Genomic DNA, 20,816 nt, shown 5'->3' on the forward strand with positions numbered 1-20,816 from the left:
AAACCCTCATTCTCCGTTGAAAAACCCGGTTTCGTGGTTCTGAGTGCGTCCCCAACTAAACCTTTGAGAAATCGGACGGGTAATTGTTTAGTCCCCCAGACAAATCCCTAAACCGCGAGCCGTTTTAACCAGAGTACCATCGAAGTCTACAGGTCTGTATTTGGCGATCGCATCTTCCAGAGGAACGCTCACAACTTCCCGCTTTTGCCAAGATACCATGCAGTCGTATTTCTCTTCGGCAATTAAATCAACTGCTGCGATGCCAAAAGCAGAAGCAACTAATCTTTCTAACGATGAAGGAGTTCCTCCGCGTTGAATATGTCCCAAAACAGTGACGCGAGTTTCTGCACCGCTGCACTCAGAAATTGTATCAGCTAAATACTGACCTATTCCGCCTAATCGACTTTGACTTAAGCGATTTGTGTGCATTACTAACTCGCCTTCTTCAGTGCGAACTGCCTCCGCTACTATAATTAAACAGTAGTTTTTTCCCCGGTCTTGGCGTTCTTGGATTTGGGCACAGATTTTGGAAATTGTGTAAGGGATTTCTGGAATCAGAATTATATCAGCTCCTCCCGAAATTCCGGCACTGATCGCAATATGTCCAGCGTCGCGTCCCATGACTTCAACAATCATGACACGACTGTGACTTGCCGCAGTAAAATGCAAGCGATCGAGTGCTTCAGTGGCAATATTGACAGCAGTATCAAAACCGATGGAACGCTCGGTAATGCCAACATCATTATCAATAGTTTTAGGAATAGCAACTAAATTCAAATTACCTTGTTGAGCAATCTTCCTGAGAATGGCAAGACTGCCATCGCCACCAATGCCAATTAAGGCATCCAGACCTAGTTGGTGATAGCCTTCGATAATGTCCTCAGAACGATCGCGTAGAGTGCCGTCAGGCATTGGGAAAGCAAAAGGGTCGCCCTTATTTGTCGTGCCTAGCATCGTACCGCCAATGGTGAGCCACGAGTCTACTTTCTCAATATCCAACGGAATTGCTTGAGGGGGACGACTCATCAATCCGTTGGTGGCTTGACGAATCCCCATGACTTTCCAATTGTAAGTTCCCGTTGCGCGGTAGACAACGGCTCGAATAACTGCGTTTAAGCCTGCACAGTCACCCCCGCTAGTGAGGATACCGATACATTTTTGTTCTCCCATAATTAAGACCCGACTTTTGTTCTTCAGAACATGAGTTGATATTTTTAGATCCCGATCGTCCAATCCTGATTTTCGACGTAAATATGTAGGCGAAAATAAACCTTACTCTGTAACAGAATGTAAAGCTATCATAACTTTTGTGATGGCTTTCATAAGAGCTCGCTCATTCAGGGAGCTTTTCACTACTTATGTATTTTCCAGCTTCATCGACCTAATGGAGTGCCTCATCTCTGACGCATCCCACAAGTTCGATCGCCAACAATCGTAGCATCGCCAATCACCGTCTCCAACAAAACATCAATTTTACTTGGGATTGAGGCGTTTAGAAACTTGGTTAATTATACCGCTGAGAATAGCACCGCCCATAAGAATTCCCAGGGCGGGATTAAATACGGGCTGCCAGAGACTGTACCACAAATCAAAACCGAGATTCACCCCGGTCGATCGACCTGCTACTGCGATCACAAACCACCCAAAAATGGCAAAGACGAAAAACACATCAGCTACTAAAATCAAGTTGAGAAAGTTAAGAAATTTATCTTTCATTGTCGAGGGTTCCTTTTGAGTGTATATGTGCCAAGTTTGGGCAAGCGGTTGGTAATGGAGCGGATCGATAGCTGCAACTGGCGATCGAATAAAGATAAAATATCATTCAATTGTTTTCGCGCACAGGCTGTCAAAATATGGTTCGCTATACACTTCCTCAAAGCCCCGAAATTATTTTAACTGTCAAGGGGAAAGATTCAGCCAAAGCCCGGGAAGAAGCGATGGATCGGCTGATGGATCTCATGGATGAGGGCAAGCTGCCTACGGAACTCGTGGAGGGATTTGGGCCCAAGCAGTTTGTTGAAGTTAAAGATATCGAAGATGCTGCGTCTGACGGCGAGGATGCGATTACTGAAGCCGTCCAGATTTTGAGCAATTTGGCAAGTCTCAAATTGAAAGTCATGGAATCCCGCGAAGAAGCACTCAAAATCCGGGCGGCGATCGACATTTTGTTTACAGATGAGGCTGTGAGTGCCGAGGAAATTGGTCGTTTGAAAGATGGTTTCAAGGTTCTCAAAAACTTTGCTCAAGCTAATGTCCGCTATCGAGAAGCTAGAAGTAAAGCCGAAGAAGCACGGGCAATTCTCGACGAAGCTTTGCAATCTGTAGAACCGGAAAACAAGGCGCAGAAATCCGCGAAATAATAGCAAGTTGGGTGGAAACTCACATCTTGTACTATTCTCAAGAACAGGCTTTTCGGCCTGTTCCACAAGAAAATTCACTCTTTGTGGAACAGGCCGAAAAGCCTGTTCATAAAAAGCTTATTGACAAGAGTGCCACATCTGAGTTGAAACCTATTTCTGTCATTGCGATCCGAAGGGAAGCAATCGCCGAGGTTTGCGATTGCTTCGTTTCTTTATTCGGACATACAATAACTCGGCGGCAGGATATAATATTAATTTTATCCACATTGAAATCGGGAAAAAATTGTGAGCCAACAACAAACAGGAATTCTCAGAAACTCGATGTCAGGCAGCTTGCTGCTGGCTAAAAAGTTAGGTTTCCAACCAAGAACTGTGATTGATGTCGGTGCCGCCTTGGGAACTTTTAACCTTTACGAAACTTTCCCCGATGCGCGACATTTGCTAATTGAACCCATCGCCGAAAATGAACCTTATCTAGCCAAAATTTGCCGCAAGCTCAAAAGTGCAGAATACATTATTGCGGCAGCGACCAAAGAAGCTGGAGTTTTCACGCTTAACGTCAGTCCCTCTATGTTGCATTCTTCAATTTCTGAAAATCGCGTTACTGACAGCAGCAATCCTTATTTGAGAAACATACCAGCAATTACCCTGGATGGAATATGCAGGGAAAGAAATTTGCCAGGGCCGTATTTAATTAAAGTTGATGTAGACGGAAAGGAATTAGATGTTTTAGCAGGAGCAACTGAGATTTTGCAGCAGACTGAATATGTAATTGTAGAAGTTACTTTGTTCGGTCAGATGTATGATGTCATGAGTTTTATGAAGTCCCAAGGATTCGCAGCTTACGATATTGTTGATTTGTCATATCGTCCGATTGATAAGGCTTTGTGGCAAGTTGACATGGCTTTTGTGAAGGAATCCGGTCACTTCAGAAGAGAGAAGGGTTTCGCCACCGGAGAGCAGGATATCGAAGCACTTAACTCGCATCTCAAAGCTTATCGGCAAAGTTTCATCCAATACATCGACACTCATTACAGCGACCCAGTAGAGCAGGAACCACAGGTCACTCAAGCTGTTTTGGGCGAAGATTGTGTCATCATTTAACTCAAGTTGCTTCCATCTGGTACCAAATCCGGGTAGCACTTGGCACGCTTATTTAATTAATCCTCAACATCTAAAAAACTGGTTTTCTAAATGCTGCTATTGCCGTCTCTAAACTGGCAATCTGCTGTCAATTGGCTTTCACTGCATATCAGAAAGTGGGAATGCCCTAATGCGGCAGGGCGGTTTCATTTTCTTGTAGGGGCAAACCCCCCGTGGTTGCCCCGATGCCTGAAATGCCCATGACATCATCTGTGGGTGAGGGCGGGCACTCTTGGCACCGCCCCTACAAAAGCCTGATTTTCCCTAGGGGCAAACCCCCCGTGGTTGCCCCGAAACAGCCCTACGCTGTGACGGCGGAGTGTCAACTACCACAATTAATCCCAAGGCGCTTTTATTGTGAATCGTTGAGTTGCTGGCGGCCTAAGCTGTCAACCATCAACCAGTGGAAGCGGGCAATTCTATTTCTTGAGCCCAAGGTATTGCTGCCAAAATATAGTAGATGTCATCTCCTTGGAAGCACTTTTCCATTTTTCACTTAAGGATGACCATTCATTAATACCTTCAGCAGCAACTTTAAACCACCTAGTCAAAAGGTTAGTACCAGCTAATTTATCTACCTCATTTTGGTTATTATAGCTTTTACTAAGCTTTACAATGCTCATGTGAAAGCTTTCTGGGTCAGAGTTTTTGATAAAATCTGGGCCTTTTAGATAGTCTTCAAAAGCTTTTACAACCATCTCTACATGATTATAATCAAATTTTGCTAAAGCCTGAAGTATTACTTTTGTCAAATGCTCAACTGCCGCCATATATTCTGGAGAATAATGGATGGAATAAGCTATTAAATCATTGCGGATATAATAATAATTTTCCCAATTTACATTCTTGGCCGCCGCTGGTTGATGCCACACCGCCATTGATGGAAAAGCTACAATGTTATTCCCCAACTCTTTTATTCTTAAACCAAACTCCACATCATCTATTTTGATAAATAAAGGCAGCGGTAATTTAGTTTGTTCAACAAGTTCCTTAGAAAAAGAGAAAAACCAAAATCCGCCATAGTCTACATCTTCTTCCTTGAGCAACCTGTTGAGAGAATTAGAATCTCGTAAATCGATATTATAATTTAAAGCAATTAATGCCCCAGGCCCAAATCCTCTAGTTTTAGAATAGGCGTTGTACGATGCTCCTGCTTCATACAACATATGCTTTTTCTGTAAATTTAGCAGTCCACCCGCTACAGCAAAATCCGAATTGGCGTATTCATACAAAGGAAATAATTTATAAATACATTCACTTTCTAACTCTATATCATCATCCATAAGCAAAAAGTGAGAATATTTTTCTTCCCCTAAAGCTTCGACTAACCCTCTGGTAAAGCCACCGCTTCCACCCGCATTTATATTAGGAACTAGCCTCAGTTTTGGCTTTCCGAAATCAGCTTCATCTAAAGTTCTACCATTATCAACAACGAATACTTTAAAGTCCTTGGTTTCTAGCAATTCATCTTGAAAAATTGCAGTTAATGTATTTTGTATGAAGTCCTCTTTTTTAAAGGTGCAAATTACAATCCCCAATGATACTTCTCTAGTTTTACTTTCATCAGTTGCTATCCATGCCCCTTTAAATTCGCCCCGTTCACTAGAACAAGTTATTTCAAAATATATTCTGCCCGCTTTTTTGCCTTGAAAGAGATTTATTGGTGAGATTTTTACCGGCTCCGAGAATTGACATTTCTCAAAGCTCTCTTCAGAAATTATTTCTTTGTTTTTTTGTCCATCAAATTCTCGGTAAACAGAAACTTTAAAATCGCCTTCAAGTTTCAGTACATAGTAGATAGAGCTAAGAGTTGTATATTGAGTATAATATCTCTCGTAAAACGAATTAAAATAAGAATTTGAGGAGACAACACCACCCCGATATAAAACAACTTTTTTGTCATTTTCCTGATAGTTTATAGATGCAGATTCATTACACCGTATATATACATCCGCGGCCTCGGCTGATTTTGGTAGCTTAATGCCAGCTAATATATTCATGTAATATCTACCTCTTTTTGTACTAAACTTAGTTATTTTATTTGACTGATGTTAAACAGTCTTAGCTTAAGAGTAAATTGTGGATAGGTTCTAGTACCTCCTCCTTTAGACATAACTCATATCACATTTTTTTAAGCCGTGGATAAAGAGATTGATATCGAAACCAAGCCTCTTCTAGGATTGGATCAACTGATTGGGGAGTGGCAGCAAGCATTGGTGTGGTTGCCAGTTTGATGGTGTCATTAGCATCTGCGTATACGCCAATTCCGATACCCGCCAGTAGAGCAGCACCACGTCCAGAAGCCGCAGCAACTGTAGTTGAATAGAGGGGTATTCTCAATACATCGGTCAGTAATTGTTTCCATGGCATTTCTGCTGTTCCACCGCCTGCTAAACGCAGTTCTGTCGCTTTAAAACCTGTTGCTTCAAGGGCCTCAAAACCTTGTCGTAAGGCAAAAGCAACTCCCTCTAAAGCTGCCCTCATCAGGTGCGCCTGTGTGTGATGAAGTCCAAGCCCCACCCATGCGCCACGTACATAGGGGTCGAGGTGTGGAGTTCGCTCACCTGTGAGGTATGGCAAAAATGTCAATCCTTCACATCCTGGGGGAACAGAAAACGCTTTAGTATAGACTTCCTGCCAGCTCAAACCGAGGATACCTCGCACCCACTCCAGCGCTAACCCCGCATTTTGCATTGCAGCAAGGGTGTACCACTGGTTAGGTAGGGCCGATCGATAGAGATGGGTACGACCATGACGATCGATAATTGGTTGCGATCGAGGTGTAATGATTTGAGCGCCTGTGCCGATGGTTAGTTGAACCAATCCAGGCTCTAGTAGTCCGTTACCAAGCGCCGCCGCAGCGGTATCCGCAGCACCAGCAATAACGGGTAAGCCAACAGGTAAGCCGAGATGCTCTGAAGCAATAGTTGTTAGGTAGCCGGAGATCGCACTTGAGGGGATAATTTTTGGTAACCAATCACTACGTAGATTCAGCCCTGAGATGGCATCCTCTGCCCAGTTGTCCGACACAACATCGTAAAGCAAAGTACCGCTAGCATCAGATGGTTCTGTTGCAACTTCTCCAGTCATCCGTAACCGCAGCCAATCTTTTGGCTGAAGTGCCCAACGCGCTTCGGTGTAGACAGTAGCCTCGTGTTCTCGTAGCCACAACAAAGTGGGGCCCGCCATTCCAGCCGTAATCGGGTTGCCCAATCGCTCTCGAATAGCAGCATCGAGCGAATGATAAGTGTTAAGCGTGGCACTAGAGCGAGTATCCGCCCAAAGGATAGCAGGGCGCAGAGGCTGACCCGACTCCGAAGCTAGGACAACGCCGTGCATTTGTCCTGAAAGTGCGATCGCCTGTACTTGGTCAGCGTGATTTCCCACTGCCTTCCTAACAGCCGAGGCAACAGCTAACCACCAATCTTCTGGCTCCGACTCAGCCCATCCAGGTTGGGGTGCATGAACAGGATAGGATGTTGATGCTTCACCTATAGTGGTTCCGTCTATCGCTAGGAGCAATGCCTTAGCAGAGCCTGTTCCTAAATCTATACCCAGCAGCATGATAGCTAATCCTCAAATCATTCAGTGTCTTAGCAAACGGGCGATCGCTTTTACCAATTCATCGGGTTCAACAGGCTTGGAGATATGTATCTGAAATCCGGCAGCTAAGGCTTGCTGCTGATTGATCTCTCCAGCATAGGCAGTAAGTGCGATCGCAGGAATCGTGCCTCCCTGTTGGGGTGACCACTTTCTAATTTGCCGAATTAGGGCATAACCATCCATCTCTGGCATCCCAATGTCACATAAGAGTACATCGGGGAGAGATTGATTCAGAAGGGTCAACGCCTGTGCCCCCGAAGCTGCTGTGGCAACTTGTGCGCCAGATTGCATCAGGGTGAATGCTGCCAACTCCCGCATATCTGCATCGTCGTCCACAACCAAGACCTGAATACCTGCTAAGTCTGCCGCACTTTCTGGATGCCTGTCATCAGAATAGGGTTCCGGCTCTACGATGTTTAACGGTAGCCGGATGGTAAATGTAGCCCCTAAGTTCTGTCCTAAGCTGTCTGCTTGAACGGTTCCTCCATGCAGTTCGGTAAAATGACGGACGAGCGCTAGTCCCAATCCCAATCCGCCGAATTGTCGGGTTATGGTGCCATCTTCTTGACGGAAGTAGTCAAACACATGGGGTAAGAACTCTCGTTTGATGCCTTTTCCAGTATCTTTGACTTGAATCTGAGCGTACATACCAACCTGCTCTAGTTGCACGTCGATGCGTCCTCCGGTTGGGGTGAACTTCACAGCATTGGAGAGGAGGTTCCAGACTACTTGTTGGAGGCGATTGCTATCGCCTGAAACCGTTCCTGAAATAGGATTAAATGTAGTCTGGATTTGAATGTGTTTGGCTTCGGCTGCTAGTCGTACCGTTTCCCGTGCAGCCTCAATCATTGCCGCTAGATTCACAGGAGCGACGTTTAACGTCATTTTTCCTTGCAGAATGCGCGAGACATCCAACAAGTCCTCAATTAATTGGGCTTGCAGCTTGGCGTTGCGTTCGATCGTTTCCAGCGCTTGCTGGGTTTTTGTGGTATCTAGTCGCCCTGTTCGTAGCAATTTTGTCCAGCCCAGAATCGGATTGAGGGGCGATCGCAACTCGTGGGACAATACTGCTAAAAATTCGTCTTTAATCCGGTTAGCCGCTTCTGCTTTTGCGCGATCGCGTTGAGCTAACCGATATAACTGAGCATTGTCGATCGCCAAGGAAGCACGACGCGCCAATTCCTCTGCCAGTTGCAAATCTGCTGAGGTATACCGTCGTCCAGATTCGGCTGAGATAAAGGAAATGGCCCCTAGAATTCGTGCCTGAGTTCGTAGTGGCACCGTCATTACCGATTTGAATCCAACCTGCCGCAGTATTTCCAAATGCTTTGAATCACGCGCTGCCTGTACCAGCAGTTCATCGGGAATATCCGGCACAAAATCAGATTGCCCAGTTCGCAAGGTGTATGCAGCACCGCGAGGGTCATCCGGATTCATAGGATACTTGTCTCTAATCTGATATGCCCAATCCAGTTTGGCAGGGTCGATGTGAGCCACTGCAATCTGCTCGATCGAACCATCCTCTTCTATCATGTGAACCGTACACCAGTCCGCTAATTCCGGCACTGTAAGCTGTGCGACTCGCTCTAGAGTCGTTTGATAATCGAGTGAGGATGCCAGCACCGTACTTGCCTCAGAGAGAAAGCGTTGGGCAAGCTCTAACCTGACGCGCTCAGTCACATCGACTACATAAACTAAAACCCCTTCAACCTGAGCATTTGAGTTAACAGTCGGAAGATAGTAAACGTTGTAGTAACCGGGACGGCGATCGCTGCGTCCGGGAACATTCACCGCAAAGTTGGGTGAAGTGAAGGGATTTCCTGTGGTGTATATCTGATGAAAGACTTTAACTACTTGGGGATCGAATTGACCAAAAAGTTCTGAAATGGAATGTCCTAAGTGTTGCTCGCGGGTTAATCCATTAATTTCTGCCAAGGCTTCGTTGATGGAAATAAATCGCTGCTTTTCATCTAACAGGCCAAGTCCAATCGGAGACGTGTCAAAAATATTTGCCAGTTGGCGCTGTGCGGCTTCTGCCTGAGAACGGGAAATACGTTCGCGCTCTAACAGTTGTTCTCGTTCTTGTTCGGCATACTTGCGCTCCGTCACATCCAGCACCAGCGATAACACCGAAATCATCCGTCCCGATTCGTCCCTGAGACTGGAGTTATACCACTCGCAGTGCACAATGTTGCGATCTTTGGTGTAATTGCGGTTGTATGAAAAAATATGGGCTTCTTCACCATAGACCAGCCGTTGGCAGACTTCTGTCACCGTTTCCAGGTCTTCCTCAAAGACAAAAGGTATCTCTGTTAAAGATTTGCCCAGAATTTCTTCGGCTTTCCAGCCCAAAATGCGCTCTGCACTAGCAGACCAGCGAGTGACTTGAAAGTCTCGATTCCATTCAACGACTGCCATTGGAGAGTTTTCAACATGGAAGTTGAGCTTTTGTAGAGCTTGACGCAACGCCTCTTCTGCTTGCTTGCGTTGTGTGATATCGATGACGACGCCGATCGAGTGCTTGGGATTTCCCTGAGAATCATAAGTAAACTGTCCTCTCGCTTCAACCCAGTGAATGGAGCCATCTGGCCAACGCAGGCGATGTTCATGGTGATACTCTTTCTTTTCAGCTATAGCTAGCTGAAGTTTCACATTAGCTTCTGCTAAGTCATCAGGATGAACCCGACTTGCCCAAACCTCATAGCTGGGTTCGCACTCATTAGGTTGCAGACCGAGTACCATGAAGTGCCCTTCTGACCAATGCCTTGCTTTGGTCTGCATATCCCAGTCCCAGGTTCCCATGCGTCCAACCTTCAGAGCGAGTTGCAGGTGAGCTTCACTTTCTCGCAATTCCTCTTCTGCCCGCGAGCGCTCCACGGCTAGCCAGGTTTTTTCAGCAATTCGCTCCATCAGCACCACATCTTCCTTCGTCCAGTGGCGACCAGAGACATGGTGCAACACCAACAATGCGACAAATTTCCCATCTTTCACCAATGGAACACATAGGAGAGATTTGGTTTGAATTGCGTTAAAGGTAGCAGCTCCCGATCCGGCAGTCCGAGGATCGGTATCAACATCGTCCACGACGATTGTTCTGCCTTGCTTTAATTCAGCAATGAGTTCAGGGCCAAACGAATCCATGCGATGTCTACCCACTATGCTGATTACACCATTGCAATAATCGCGATCGACAATCACATATTCCTGAGTAGAATCAATTTCACCGTAGGTACAGCGAGTGACTTGGAAATATTGCCCTGCGGAGCTAACCACTCGCCACATAATTTCCTTCGAGTCTTGAATGGCACGAATCGCATCATTCAATTCGATTAGGAATTGCTGAATTTCTTCTTTCTGCTGGAGGTTCTTGAGCAGTTGTTCAATTTGTTGCCTTGCCCGCACCTGGGCTGTCACTTCAATGTTATAAATCAACACACCCTGAATGGTTCCCTCAGCATCCCGCCAAGCTGTAAAGATGCAGTGGAAAAATGCTTCTTCCAACACCCCATCGCCGTTCCGATCCCAGTAAGTAGGTGACTCCTCCCGAATAAATGTTTCTCCCGTCCGGTAAACCTGTTCAAACGCTTCAAAGTAAATTTGCCCCTCTATCTCTGGGAAAACATCCCGTATTGATTTCCCGATCAGGTCGGGAGTGCGCCCAGTCGCTTGCAGGTAGGTGGGATTGGCAAATTCATACACAAGATCGGCACCTTTAACAATGGCAATCATGGCAGGCAATTGCATCAGGATGTCATGCAACCGCTTGCGTTCGGTTTCGGCTTCGAGTCGGGCAGATTGTTCTCGTTTTAAAAGACGATCGCGTTCTGCTTCGATCTGTTTGCGTTCTGTAATATCAACCGAAACGCCAATCATGCGAACTCCTTGCCCCGTCTCATCCCGATAGACTTGTCCCTGACTGTTGAGCCAGCGCACAACGCCGTCTGGACAAATTACCCGATACTCCGGTGCGTAGGGCTGTTCCCCAGCCATTGCCCCTACCGTCGCTTGGAGCACCTGTGGTCGATCGTCTGCATGAATGAGTGCAAAAAAGTCTTCTCCTGTGCCTTCATGAAAACCCCAAACGTCTAGAGCATTAGCAGAACACACTACCTGATTGGTCGGCAAATCCATATCCCAGACCACCATCTGAGCCGCCGTTAATGCCAATCGCAAGCGTTCTTCGCTCTCTCGTAATGCCTGTTCAACCTGTTTGTAATCCGTCACATCTTGGAAGATAACAACGGCTGCAACAATCTCTCCCTGACTATCTAAAATTGGTGCTGAGTTGATGTTAATGAAGACGCGGCTACCATCATCTCGATGAATTTCCATCTCTTCGTTGGTAACGACCTCACCGGTTTTTAGCGATCGCGCCAGGGGATACTCATGAGGGGCATAGAGCTGACCCTCTGAGCCAAAAAAGGCTTTAAATGGAGCAATGGGTGCATATTCCTCAATCTCAAGCGACTGTTCATAGTCATACCCAACAACTTGCTTGGTTTGTTCGTTCGCTAGAACTAACTTACCGGATGCCGCATCGGCAATTATTACACCCGCAGGCATCTGTCGCAAAACGGCTTCAAATCGGCCGCGTTCGATTTCCAGCTCGTGCAATAACCGTTCTCGTTCTGCCTCTGCTTGCTTGCGTTCTGTAATATCGCGAAAATAAACTGCTACTCCTGCAGTCGAGGGATACGCCTTCGCCTCTATCCAACGCTGGACAGATTCCCCAAATTCTTCCCAGGAAACAGGAACCTGTTCCGTCATTGCCCGATGGAGTTCTCGATAGGGAATTGCACCAACCAGCTCAGGAAAAACCTCATTCCAAACGTGCTTTCCTAGTAGATATTCTGGTGTTTTGTGCAGGATTTGAGCCGCCGCCCCATTCACGTAGGTGTAGCGCCAGTCGCGATCGAAGGCGACAAAAGCATCCGTAATGCTTTCCAGAATCGTTGCTACCTTGCCCTCAGTTTCTTGGGCAGGGAACAACTGTTCGCCTTCAAGAGTGCGGGCAAAGCGTTCAATGACTTCAGAGCGAGAAATTCCTCGCCTGTGAGCCTCTTTATCGAGCGATCGCCATGCTGTATTAGTGAGAGATACGCTCACTCGTTCTTTCGTCTCCGAGTTCCAATTGCTAAGAAACTTGCCTGTGGCGTCGCGCTTCATTAAGATTCATCCGTATACATACACGGTCTTCTCTATTGAACCTGAGTTACTCACTCAGGAGAATCCACCTTAAGATAGATGCTTTGGCCAGAGGCAATACGAATGCAGATGGTACTTACGACAATCGGCCTAGTGTTCCTTTAGCACCAAACTCATGCAAACTACGCAACTGGTCAGCAACAGTCTCGACGAAACGTGGCGACTGTACTAAATCTCCAAAAATCTCAAATATGCTGAGAAATGGAGTGGGATCTGTTTTACCTGAGCGGGCTTGTTGAGTGAGGATATCAGCTAAAGGGTCATCAATGACGATAGGACGGTTTTGGTCGTCGTAACCATTGAGATAGTGACACCAAGCAGCGATCGTCAAACTTAGGTAATCGATCGCACCTTCAAGTTGTAATTTATCGCGCATCGATCCCAAAACAAACTTAGGAATTTTGGCCGATCCATTCAGGCAAAGGCGCGGAAGCTGATCGCGAATTTTGGGATTGGAAAACCGTTCAATTAAAGTTTTTTTATAATCGTCTAAATCGATCCCAGGAACAGGTTGGAGCGTTGGTGTCACCTCATCCATCAGGTTAGCGACTGCTTGCTGAAACAAGGGATCGGCCATGACTTCATAAACGTAGGTATAACCTGCCAGAGAGCCGAGATAGCCAATCAGCATATGGCTGGCATTGAGAAGCCGAATTTTCATCATTTCATAGGGATGAACATCCTTAGTCATCTGTACGCCAACGGATTCCCAATCCGGTCTGCCTGCACAAAAGGTATCTTCGATTACCCACTGAATGAAAGGCTCCGCGACGCAGGGAAACGCATCATCAATACCAAACTGTTGGGCTACCATTTTGATATCTGCTGGGGTTGTCAGCGGAGTAATGCGATCGACCATGCAGTTGGGAAACGCAACGTGTTCAGCAATCCAACTTCCTAAATCTGGATCGCGCATTTGGGCAAATGTCGTTAGCATTTTCCGCACCATGTTGCCGTTGCCCTGGATATTGTCGCAGGACAAGACTGTAAAGGGTGCCAACCCCTGTTTACGCCGCTTTTCGAGTGCGGCTGTCAAAAAACCGTATGTCCCAATTGGTTGCTCAGGATGTTGCAAATCGTGCTGCATCGTCGGGTGGTTTACATCGAAATTGCCACTTCCTTCAATGTAGTAGTAGCCGCTTTCTGTGATTGTTAGAGTAACAATTCGGCATTTGGGATCTGCTAATGCTTCAATAACTGCTTGACGATTGTCTGGTGCAAACAGGTATCGAGTGATTGAACCAATGATTCGAGCGCGATCTCCTTCTAGCGATCGCTCAACTAAGGTATACAAACAATCTTGGGACAGAAGCGCATCCCGCATACGCCTGTCATATTCATTGTCAAGCAATCCAACACCACAGATTCCCCAATCACTACCAGGATTCTGATGGAAATAATCATCGAGATAGAGCGCTTGGTGCGATCGATGAAATCCACCAACTCCAATATGCAAAATTCCATTAGTAATTGGATGGCGATCGTAATTGGGTACGCGCACGTTTCCAGGTAAACGAGATAGGGATGCTTGATTCAGCTTGATTGTTGAGTCTGTGCTGGTATTGCTGTTCATCTTAATGTATGACCTTGTGATGACGGCTGATTATCAGTATTGCAGGATGGTTGAAAAAGGTGGAGTCTATTTTGGCGAATCTGCATGGCAAGTCGATCGCAAAACCGATCGCCGATGAAGTTGTCGCCCAAGCTATTCTTGAGAATATCTAACTTTTCAGGGGTTGCCGATGGCAGATGAAAAGACAACCCAGACCCCCACTTCTTTGGTGAAACCCTGATTGCCCTGAATCAATGTGATTCAGAAGTCGGGGCTCTGCCGGGAAGCATAATAAAGTTCGGTACATCAACTCATCGTATTCGGTAAACCCCTATGGTTCAAAACGTTGTGATCATTGGATCTGGTCCGGCTGGACTGCTACTGGCACATTATTTATTGCGTCGGGGCAACTACCATATTGATATCTATGAACGTCGTCCCGATCCTCGGTTGACTGATGTTTCTGGAAACCGCACATTTCCGCTCTCGCTTCAGGAACGGGGCAGAAAAGCCATTCGAGCCATTGCTGGGTTAGAGGAGGCGATCGCCGCTCAAAGTGTGTTCTGTCACGGGACAATTATTTATCGGAAAAAGGGCAAATCCCGATCGGTTCCTCGCGAAAATCCGGTTCTCACAATCGATCGCAATCGCCTCGTGACGATTCTGTTGAAGCAATTAACCGAAACCTCTAGTCCGAATCAGGTTAAAGTACATTTCAACTGTGAATGTACGGCTGTGGATGGAACGGCTAAAACCGTGATGTTGAAACCTTCAGAAGGAGATAGCTTTACCGTTCACTACGATCTACTGGTGGGTGCCGATGGGGCGCGATCGCAAATTCGAGAGTATTTAGTCGAGAATGCAGGCTTGGCGTCTTCCCAAAGCTATGTTCCAGATGCCTATAAATCGGTGTTTTTAAGTCGGCTCAATCCGAGTACAGGAGTGGAGTTAGAACCGAATAAAATCCATGCCTGGAATTTGAATAATCAAACCCGGATGCTGATGGTACCTCAGCCAGGAGATCAGTTGAGTGGCGTGATTATTTTTGATGCACAGACTAATCCCCTAGAAGGATTATCCACGAAAGAAGAAGTCAAGGCATTTTTTGAGGAAAATTTCCCGCTGTTTGGTCAGTTGATGTCGTGGGAAGAAGCGGAAGCGTTGTTGAAGCGTCCAGTGGCAAAGGTGCTAACGGTACGCTGCGATCGCTTTCATGAGGGCGATAGTGTGTTGCTGATTGGCGATGCTGCTCATGCGGTGTCTCCCTCGATTGGGCAGGGGTGTAATTCTTCGTTAGAAGATGTGCTGATTTTGGGACAATTGTTGGACCAGTATGGGGATGATTGGGGGAAGGTTTTGCCGCAGTTTTCAGAGCAGCGAGTCCCGGATGCCCATGCCTTGGAAGAGTTATCAAATTATTCGTTTCCTCGCACGAAGTGGTTGGTGGTTGAGTTTTTCTTGCGGTTGACGATAGGAAGGCTATTTCATCGATTGTTTCCCCGTTTAGTTAAGCCGTCTGTGTTTGATTTGGTGTTAGATACGGACTTGTCTTATTCGCAGGTGCTGAGTCTGAGCCAAGGTTGGATTCATAAGGTGAAGCGTTCGATGGCCCAGAATTCTTGATATTCAGCAACGCCATTTTTCACCATTGTAACTAAGGGCATCAAGCGATCGCCTGATGCCCCCTGTCCTTACACTGGGATTGCTGATAATAGCCCGATAAGATCGTGCATCCGCTCGATAACTTGGTGGGCACCAGCCGACTCAAGAGCATCTGCACGGCTGCTTCGTTCATCCTCGCTGATATGAGTTCCCCCTACATAACCGATAATCTGCCCAATTCCCGCGGCAACGGCAGCCCTTATCCCACTGATAGAATCTTCAATTGCCACGCAATCGGAAACTTCTGCGTCCAGACATTTCACTGCATATAGGTAGATGTCAGGAAGTGGCTTGGGACGCGGAACCGGGAGAGAGTCGTGAGCGCTAAATACCTGCTCGCTTGGGAAATAGTCGGTCAGGGCAGCAGCACAAAGGCAAGCACTCAGCCGCTGTAAGCTGCTGTTACTTACTAGCGCATATTCAAATCCGTCGTCGCGCAGGGAAGACAGCACTTGGGGCGTTCCTTCTGTCGCTTTTGCCTCTACAGTAAGCCGTTCAATCGCTCTCTTTTCTTCTTCAGCCACTAGCCTGTCAATATCCCGCTCATTAAGACTGGTTAATGAGTCTGGGTAGAGCTGTTTGAGTATTTCCCTGTAGGGTTTCCCGGCGAAGCTTTTAACAAAGTCCTCAAGCTCATAGTGTTGAGCGCCAGGGAACTCACTAGCAACTTCATTTGTCAGCCTCCATGCGCTCTTAAGTGCTATGGTTTCACTGTCAACAACAGTTCCGTCATGATCGAAAAGCACCACCTTATCATGCTGAAGCTGTTTCATTTAAAAGACCTCCCTCACTGTAATTTTTCAGCGTAGTCAATAGTCCTTGGGTCTGGAGATCTCGCAAAGCTTGGAGGCATTCATTATCTACGAGCTCTGTCTGTTCGCAATTCTCCAATCCCAGAATCCCGCTAATTAGTGCGCCTTCTTGAATCGCTGTAATTGTGCTTTGGGTATCCTTGGCATAATAGGGCTGACCAGACTCGCACGCCTCTTCTCTGACTGCAAGAAGCCACGCCGCAACAGGAAGTATAATACGCTTCATGCTGACTTTTCGGCTATAAGCATCCTGAAGTATCGGAAATATATACTTGCCTACTTTCCTACAGGTTTCTGAAGAGATTCTCTCCGTAGTATCGGGAAGATCTTCGTTACTGAGCCTTACTAAAACTTGCTCCATATATTGTTCACACATCTGGCGAGGCACTGGTGTTGCTGCTGCGATATCGTCCATGAGAAGCCGAGTAAACAACTGGAATTCCGGTAGCGCGATCGCCTCGTGCATATATTCTATACCTGCTCTTACAGCTAAACAGGCTATGAAGGAGTGTACTGCATTCAAGAATCTCGACTTCATATAGAGGAAGGGAGTGATGTCGCTAGTCATAATCACCCCCGTATCTTCCCACTTGGGGCGATCGCCTGCGAATTTGTCTTCCACGACAAACTGCCAAAATGGTTCGGTTACAATGGGTGCGCGATCGCGAACTTGCAACAGTCGGCTGGGGTAGTTATAGTCGGATTCCTGTTCTTGAGGCACAATCCTGTCTACAACCGAATTAGGGAACGTGGCGTTATCCCTGATGTATTCTGCAAGCTGAGGATCGATCTCTTCAGCGTAAGCTAGCACTGCTTTTTGCAGGATATCCCCGTTTCTTGGGAGGTTGTCGCAAGAAAGGGTGGTGAACGGAGTCATGCAGCGATCACGTCGTCGCCGCAGCGCCTCTACGATAAAGCCAATTGCAGTAGTTGGAGTGGAATGATTTTGCAAATCGTGCGCGATGTCTTCATTCGTTGTGTCGAGATTAAAATTCTTGTCTAGATGGTAGCCTCCTTGAGTAATAGTAAGAGTCACCAGATGCACAGAGGGAGACGCCATCTTTTCAAGCACATACTCGCACTTGTCTCTACCATTAACTATTTCCCTGATAGAACCTATAACTTCCGCTTCCTCACGATTTTGAGCGCAACTAGAGTGTTTGGTCAAACTGTAAAGGAATCTCTGCGGTTTCAACCTAGTAATGGTCTGTTGACTCTTGAGGCTAACCCCACAAATCCCCCATCTCTGCTCTTGGGAATTCTTCTGTGCAAGATAGTTATGTATTATGTAGGCAAGATGCCCCCTAAAAAAACGACCTGGCCCGAAATGGACGATACCAGTCTTAAGCGCCCTCCTGTCGTAAAGAGACTGTTGCCTCCACAAACCAGTTACAGTACCGAAGCGAGAACTTGAAGAAACACTGGGCGGTCTGAGTAAGTTAACCATGAGACTTCTTAAATAAGTGTGATAAGGTAAAATGAAAATTGGTCAGTCTGGGTATACCCGATGACCTACAAGCAACACAAATGTCTCAAACTGCGAAAATTTCTGGTATCCTTTGTGCCATCTACAAAGAAGCGTATTACCACATGGTAATTAGGGTGTGACAGATAGAGCAGAGAAAGAAAAAATCAGGTAAACCTAATTAATAATAATCAAAGCTCAATTGGTCATTAACCTGAAGTAAGGCACAAGAGTAGGCGACCTACTGCAACTTTGTTCAACTTTGGCAAGTGCGTAAGCCGAATGTATGTCCTATAAGAAGGCGCAAATAGAGTGCTTTTAATTCTGGCTTGAGCTTCCCCAATAACTCTGTAGACTTTGATGTTATTTCCCTGGGTCGCTGCTATCCTCCGTCTTCAGGAGAATCTACAAACAATTTTTTATAGGGAGTTAAAACAACAGGGTAGTTAGGGTCTCACAGGTAGAACAGAGACAGAAGAAATCAGGTACACTTAATTAATTAAGTATCAAAGATCAAGTAGTCATTAACCTGAAGTAAGGCACAAGAATACGCCACATACTGCCACTTTGTTTAGCTTGGACAAGTGGGTAAGTCGAATGTCTTTCCTACAAGGCGCAAATAGACTGCTTTTAAATTATGCCTTTAGATTACCTAATAACTCTGTACACTTTGTATGTTATTTGCCTAGGTCGCTGCTATCATCTGTCTTCAGGAGAATATACACATAATTCTTTAGAGGGACTTATAACCACAATCAAGTGTATATTTGGCTAGAAGCAGTTAAGTTAGAGTTTGGCGTTGGTGTAGCAAGCGTCCAAAAAACAACGCTTGCGTGGAAAAGTCCTGTCTGTAGCGGATGGCTGATACAGCATTGCAAGGCCGTTTCAGTCTGTCTATAAATTTTTAAAGTTTCTTCACTCATTCTCTAAAATTGGAATTACGACTCGACTAATTGAGGAACGGATAGCCGAAGTGCAGCGGGATGTGAGAGTCCATTACTCAGAGGTTGCCATCAACTTGCTGGGATTGTGGGAACACCGAGGGAATGTGGAACTGTACTTCAAACACGGGTACAAAGTGTTTAATTATCGCATCGAGAAACTGACGGAGTATTTCGGTGCGATTCGTTGAAACGTGAATCACGGTAATCAGTCCGTACATAGCGTTTCCAGCCACAAGGCTGAACTCTCGGTCTGATAAGGGTGCAAGCCCCTTCTACCAGACTCAGGTATGACTCCCTATCTGCCCACACCGACCAAGCTTGATTCTTGGAGAGTGAAGCTGGGAACAGGACGCAATCAGACATCCAATGTGGGGTGACACTGGCGTTAATGGGGAGTTCCGATGGTGAAAACAGAGCCTAGAAAAGTAACTTACTCCGGAGCGGGACACAGACCAACCACCCGACTCCACTGGAAATTATTCCCGCCGAATATCGAAATAATATCGGCAAGAGTCCAGGGAATCCAGTAGTTAAAATGGCTCCACCTAAAGGAACAATCAATCTAACCGAGGGAACGAAGAAAAACGAGCTGAGGGTCAAGGGGAAGTCGAACTCCAAGTAGGCTAGACGAGCAGCGGAACTCCCTTAGTTCGGGTAGGACAGACCGTAATTGGTCTGAGGTGTTCAGAAAACATAAGTTAGAGCAGAGCATGATTAGACACAACAGAAATGTTAGTGAATCTTGGAAGACGTTACCGTGGAAGAAATTCCGCCGTAATTTATTTCGCCTACAAAAACGAGTGTTCAAAGCGATTCAGGTTGGAGACAAGCAAAAAGCGAAGTCCCTTCAAAAGCTAATTCTGAAATCTCGGGCTGCAAGAATGCTGGCGATACGTCAAGTAACTCAACTAAACGCTGGTAAAAAGACTGCGGGAATAGATGGAAAAGCCTCACTCACATTTGAGGAAAGGCTTGTTTTGAGTGAAGAACTCAGAAACAAAAGTAACAACTGGAAACATCAGAAGTTACGTTCAATACCAATCCCTAAAAAGGATGGGAGTACCCGCCTCCTTAAGATACCGACTATCGCCGATAGAGCGTGGCAATGCCTCGCAAAATACGCGCTAGAGCCAGCGCACGAAGCAACTTTCCACGCTAGGAGTTATGGATTTAGAACAGGAAGGTCGGCGCATGACGCGCAAAAAATCCTATTTAATAATCTACGCTCTTGTTGCAACGGAATAGAAAAACGAGTTATCGAGCTCGATATCGAAAAATGCTTCGACAGGATAAGCACGCGCGAGCATAATGGAACGACTCATCGCCCCAAGAGGCATCAAGACCGGAATATTCCGCTGTCTAAAATCAGGAGTCAATCCAGAATTTCCAGAACAAGGAACCCCGCAAGGGGGCGTGGTAAGTCCATTATTAGCCAATATCGCTCTCAATGGGATTGAGGAAATACATCAATCAGTCCGTTACGCGGACGACATGGTAATAATTCTGAAACCTAAAGATGATGCGAAGGCAATACTTGATAAAGTCAGCGAATTTCTGGCAGAACGAGGCATGAAGGTTAGTGAAAAGAAAACCAAGCTAACGGCTACGACAGATGGATTTGACTTCCTCGGTTGGCATTTCAAAGTGCAAAACAACGGGAAATTTAGATGCGTTCCATCAGCGGACAATTTTAAAGCATTCCGTCAGAAGGTAAAACACATCGTCAACAACTCGAATTATGGCGCTACGGACAAGGCTGAGAAATTAGCCCCTGTGGTTAGAGGCTGGAGAAATTACCATCGCTACTGTAAGTTAGATGGGTCACGGTTTTCGCTGTGGTTCCTCAACAATAGAGCCTTCAAGGTATTTAAAAAGGAGGCGAAACAGAACCGCTATACTGCCAGGAAACTGGTAGAAAAGGCGTTCCCGGCGGTTCCTTACTCCGAAAACAAATTTGTCAACGTCCAAGGAGAGAAATCACCCTACGACGGAGATACAGCGGTTCCCGCTGTTATGAGGTACAATCAATAATAATGAAATATCATTGTGTAATCAAACCTAATGAAAGCA

The 20,816-nt window shown here is 46.1% G+C and carries 13 protein-coding genes and 1 pseudogene; 5 read left to right on the plus strand and 9 right to left on the minus strand.

Annotation, left to right across the window (positions count from 1 at the left end; all coding sequences use genetic code 11):
- Positions 1 to 87: 87 nt before the first annotated feature.
- Together QUA07_RS22980 and QUA07_RS22985 are read right to left on the minus strand one after the other, a co-directional pair.
- A complete protein-coding gene (locus QUA07_RS22980; RefSeq protein ID WP_333329651.1) occupies positions 88 to 1,170 on the minus strand; it encodes an ATP-dependent 6-phosphofructokinase in 1,083 nt (360 codons plus the stop codon).
- Between the two features lie 303 nt (positions 1,171 to 1,473).
- Positions 1,474 to 1,716 (minus strand): hypothetical protein, encoded by a 243-nt coding sequence (locus tag QUA07_RS22985; protein ID WP_333052315.1) that lies wholly within the window; start codon positions 1,714 to 1,716, stop codon positions 1,474 to 1,476.
- Positions 1,717 to 1,853: 137 nt separating this feature from the next.
- Between QUA07_RS22985 and QUA07_RS22990 the strand changes: the two genes are divergently transcribed.
- Together QUA07_RS22990 and QUA07_RS22995 are read left to right on the plus strand one after the other, a co-directional pair.
- Positions 1,854 to 2,360: a hypothetical protein gene (locus QUA07_RS22990; RefSeq protein WP_333211658.1), complete on the plus strand. Its 507-nt coding sequence runs from the start codon at positions 1,854 to 1,856 to the stop codon at positions 2,358 to 2,360.
- A 285-nt stretch (positions 2,361 to 2,645) separates the two neighbouring features.
- Positions 2,646 to 3,464, plus strand: a complete 819-nt coding sequence (locus QUA07_RS22995) for an FkbM family methyltransferase (protein WP_333329654.1) — start codon at positions 2,646 to 2,648, stop codon at positions 3,462 to 3,464.
- A 458-nt stretch (positions 3,465 to 3,922) separates the two neighbouring features.
- Here the strand turns inward: QUA07_RS22995 and QUA07_RS23000 are convergent, their stop codons facing one another.
- From QUA07_RS23000 to QUA07_RS23015, 4 genes are all read right to left on the minus strand, one after another.
- A complete protein-coding gene (locus tag QUA07_RS23000) occupies positions 3,923 to 5,503 on the minus strand; it encodes a glycosyltransferase (RefSeq protein WP_333329657.1) in 1,581 nt (526 codons plus the stop codon).
- A 121-nt stretch (positions 5,504 to 5,624) separates the two neighbouring features.
- Positions 5,625 to 7,067, minus strand: coding sequence for a xylulokinase (xylB, locus tag QUA07_RS23005; protein WP_333329659.1), 1,443 nt, complete (start codon positions 7,065 to 7,067; stop codon positions 5,625 to 5,627).
- A gap of 21 nt (positions 7,068 to 7,088) precedes the next feature.
- Complete coding sequence (locus tag QUA07_RS23010; RefSeq protein ID WP_333329662.1) at positions 7,089 to 12,272, minus strand: PAS domain S-box protein; 5,184 nt, start codon at positions 12,270 to 12,272, stop codon at positions 7,089 to 7,091.
- A 115-nt stretch (positions 12,273 to 12,387) separates the two neighbouring features.
- On the minus strand, positions 12,388 to 13,884 hold the full coding sequence (locus QUA07_RS23015) for a mannitol dehydrogenase family protein (RefSeq protein WP_333329664.1): 1,497 nt from the start codon (positions 13,882 to 13,884) through the stop codon (positions 12,388 to 12,390).
- 312 nt (positions 13,885 to 14,196) lie between these two features.
- Between QUA07_RS23015 and QUA07_RS23020 the strand changes: the two genes are divergently transcribed.
- Positions 14,197 to 15,486, plus strand: a complete 1,290-nt coding sequence (locus tag QUA07_RS23020; RefSeq protein WP_333329667.1) for an NAD(P)/FAD-dependent oxidoreductase — start codon at positions 14,197 to 14,199, stop codon at positions 15,484 to 15,486.
- 68 nt (positions 15,487 to 15,554) lie between these two features.
- On the opposite strand, the gene QUA07_RS23025 is transcribed toward QUA07_RS23020, so the two are convergent.
- The 3 genes from QUA07_RS23025 to QUA07_RS23035 all read right to left on the minus strand — a co-directional run bounded on the left by QUA07_RS23025 (position 15,555) and on the right by QUA07_RS23035 (position 18,979).
- Entirely contained in the window at positions 15,555 to 16,298 is a 744-nt protein-coding gene (locus QUA07_RS23025; RefSeq protein ID WP_333329670.1) for an HAD family phosphatase, read from the minus strand.
- Positions 16,279 to 17,784: a mannitol dehydrogenase family protein gene (locus QUA07_RS23030; protein ID WP_333329673.1), complete on the minus strand. Its 1,506-nt coding sequence runs from the start codon at positions 17,782 to 17,784 to the stop codon at positions 16,279 to 16,281. The genes QUA07_RS23025 and QUA07_RS23030 overlap by 20 nt, the downstream gene beginning before the upstream one ends.
- A gap of 1,018 nt (positions 17,785 to 18,802) precedes the next feature.
- Complete coding sequence (locus tag QUA07_RS23035) at positions 18,803 to 18,979, minus strand: hypothetical protein (RefSeq protein ID WP_333329677.1); 177 nt, start codon at positions 18,977 to 18,979, stop codon at positions 18,803 to 18,805.
- A 477-nt stretch (positions 18,980 to 19,456) separates the two neighbouring features.
- Here QUA07_RS23035 and QUA07_RS23040 point away from each other — a divergent pair.
- Both QUA07_RS23040 and QUA07_RS23045 read left to right on the plus strand, forming a co-directional pair.
- Positions 19,457 to 19,999 (plus strand): annotated as a pseudogene (locus QUA07_RS23040) (reverse transcriptase N-terminal domain-containing protein); the annotation flags it as partial.
- Between the two features lie 55 nt (positions 20,000 to 20,054).
- Entirely contained in the window at positions 20,055 to 20,777 is a 723-nt protein-coding gene (locus QUA07_RS23045; protein WP_333329680.1) for a reverse transcriptase domain-containing protein, read from the plus strand.
- The last annotated feature ends 39 nt before the right edge of the window (positions 20,778 to 20,816 follow it).

It is taken from the genome of Microcoleus sp. T3_A4, from assembly GCF_036700465.1.
GTDB lineage: Bacteria > Cyanobacteriota > Cyanobacteriia > Cyanobacteriales > Microcoleaceae > Microcoleus.

Coding starts and splice junctions, on each gene's coding strand:
- QUA07_RS22980 (WP_333329651.1), bottom strand. CDS start 1,170: ATGGGAGAACAAAAATGTATCGGTATCCTCACTAGCGGGGGTGACTGT.
- QUA07_RS22985 (WP_333052315.1), bottom strand. CDS start 1,716: ATGAAAGATAAATTTCTTAACTTTCTCAACTTGATTTTAGTAGCTGAT.
- QUA07_RS22990 (WP_333211658.1), top strand. CDS start 1,854: ATGGTTCGCTATACACTTCCTCAAAGCCCCGAAATTATTTTAACTGTC.
- QUA07_RS23000 (WP_333329657.1), bottom strand. CDS start 5,503: ATGAATATATTAGCTGGCATTAAGCTACCAAAATCAGCCGAGGCCGCG.
- xylB (WP_333329659.1), bottom strand. CDS start 7,067: ATGCTGCTGGGTATAGATTTAGGAACAGGCTCTGCTAAGGCATTGCTC.
- QUA07_RS23010 (WP_333329662.1), bottom strand. CDS start 12,272: ATGAAGCGCGACGCCACAGGCAAGTTTCTTAGCAATTGGAACTCGGAG.
- QUA07_RS23015 (WP_333329664.1), bottom strand. CDS start 13,884: ATGAACAGCAATACCAGCACAGACTCAACAATCAAGCTGAATCAAGCA.
- QUA07_RS23020 (WP_333329667.1), top strand. CDS start 14,197: ATGGTTCAAAACGTTGTGATCATTGGATCTGGTCCGGCTGGACTGCTA.
- QUA07_RS23025 (WP_333329670.1), bottom strand. CDS start 16,298: ATGAAACAGCTTCAGCATGATAAGGTGGTGCTTTTCGATCATGACGGA.
- QUA07_RS23030 (WP_333329673.1), bottom strand. CDS start 17,784: ATGGTTAACTTACTCAGACCGCCCAGTGTTTCTTCAAGTTCTCGCTTC.
- QUA07_RS23045 (WP_333329680.1), top strand. CDS start 20,055: ATGGAACGACTCATCGCCCCAAGAGGCATCAAGACCGGAATATTCCGC.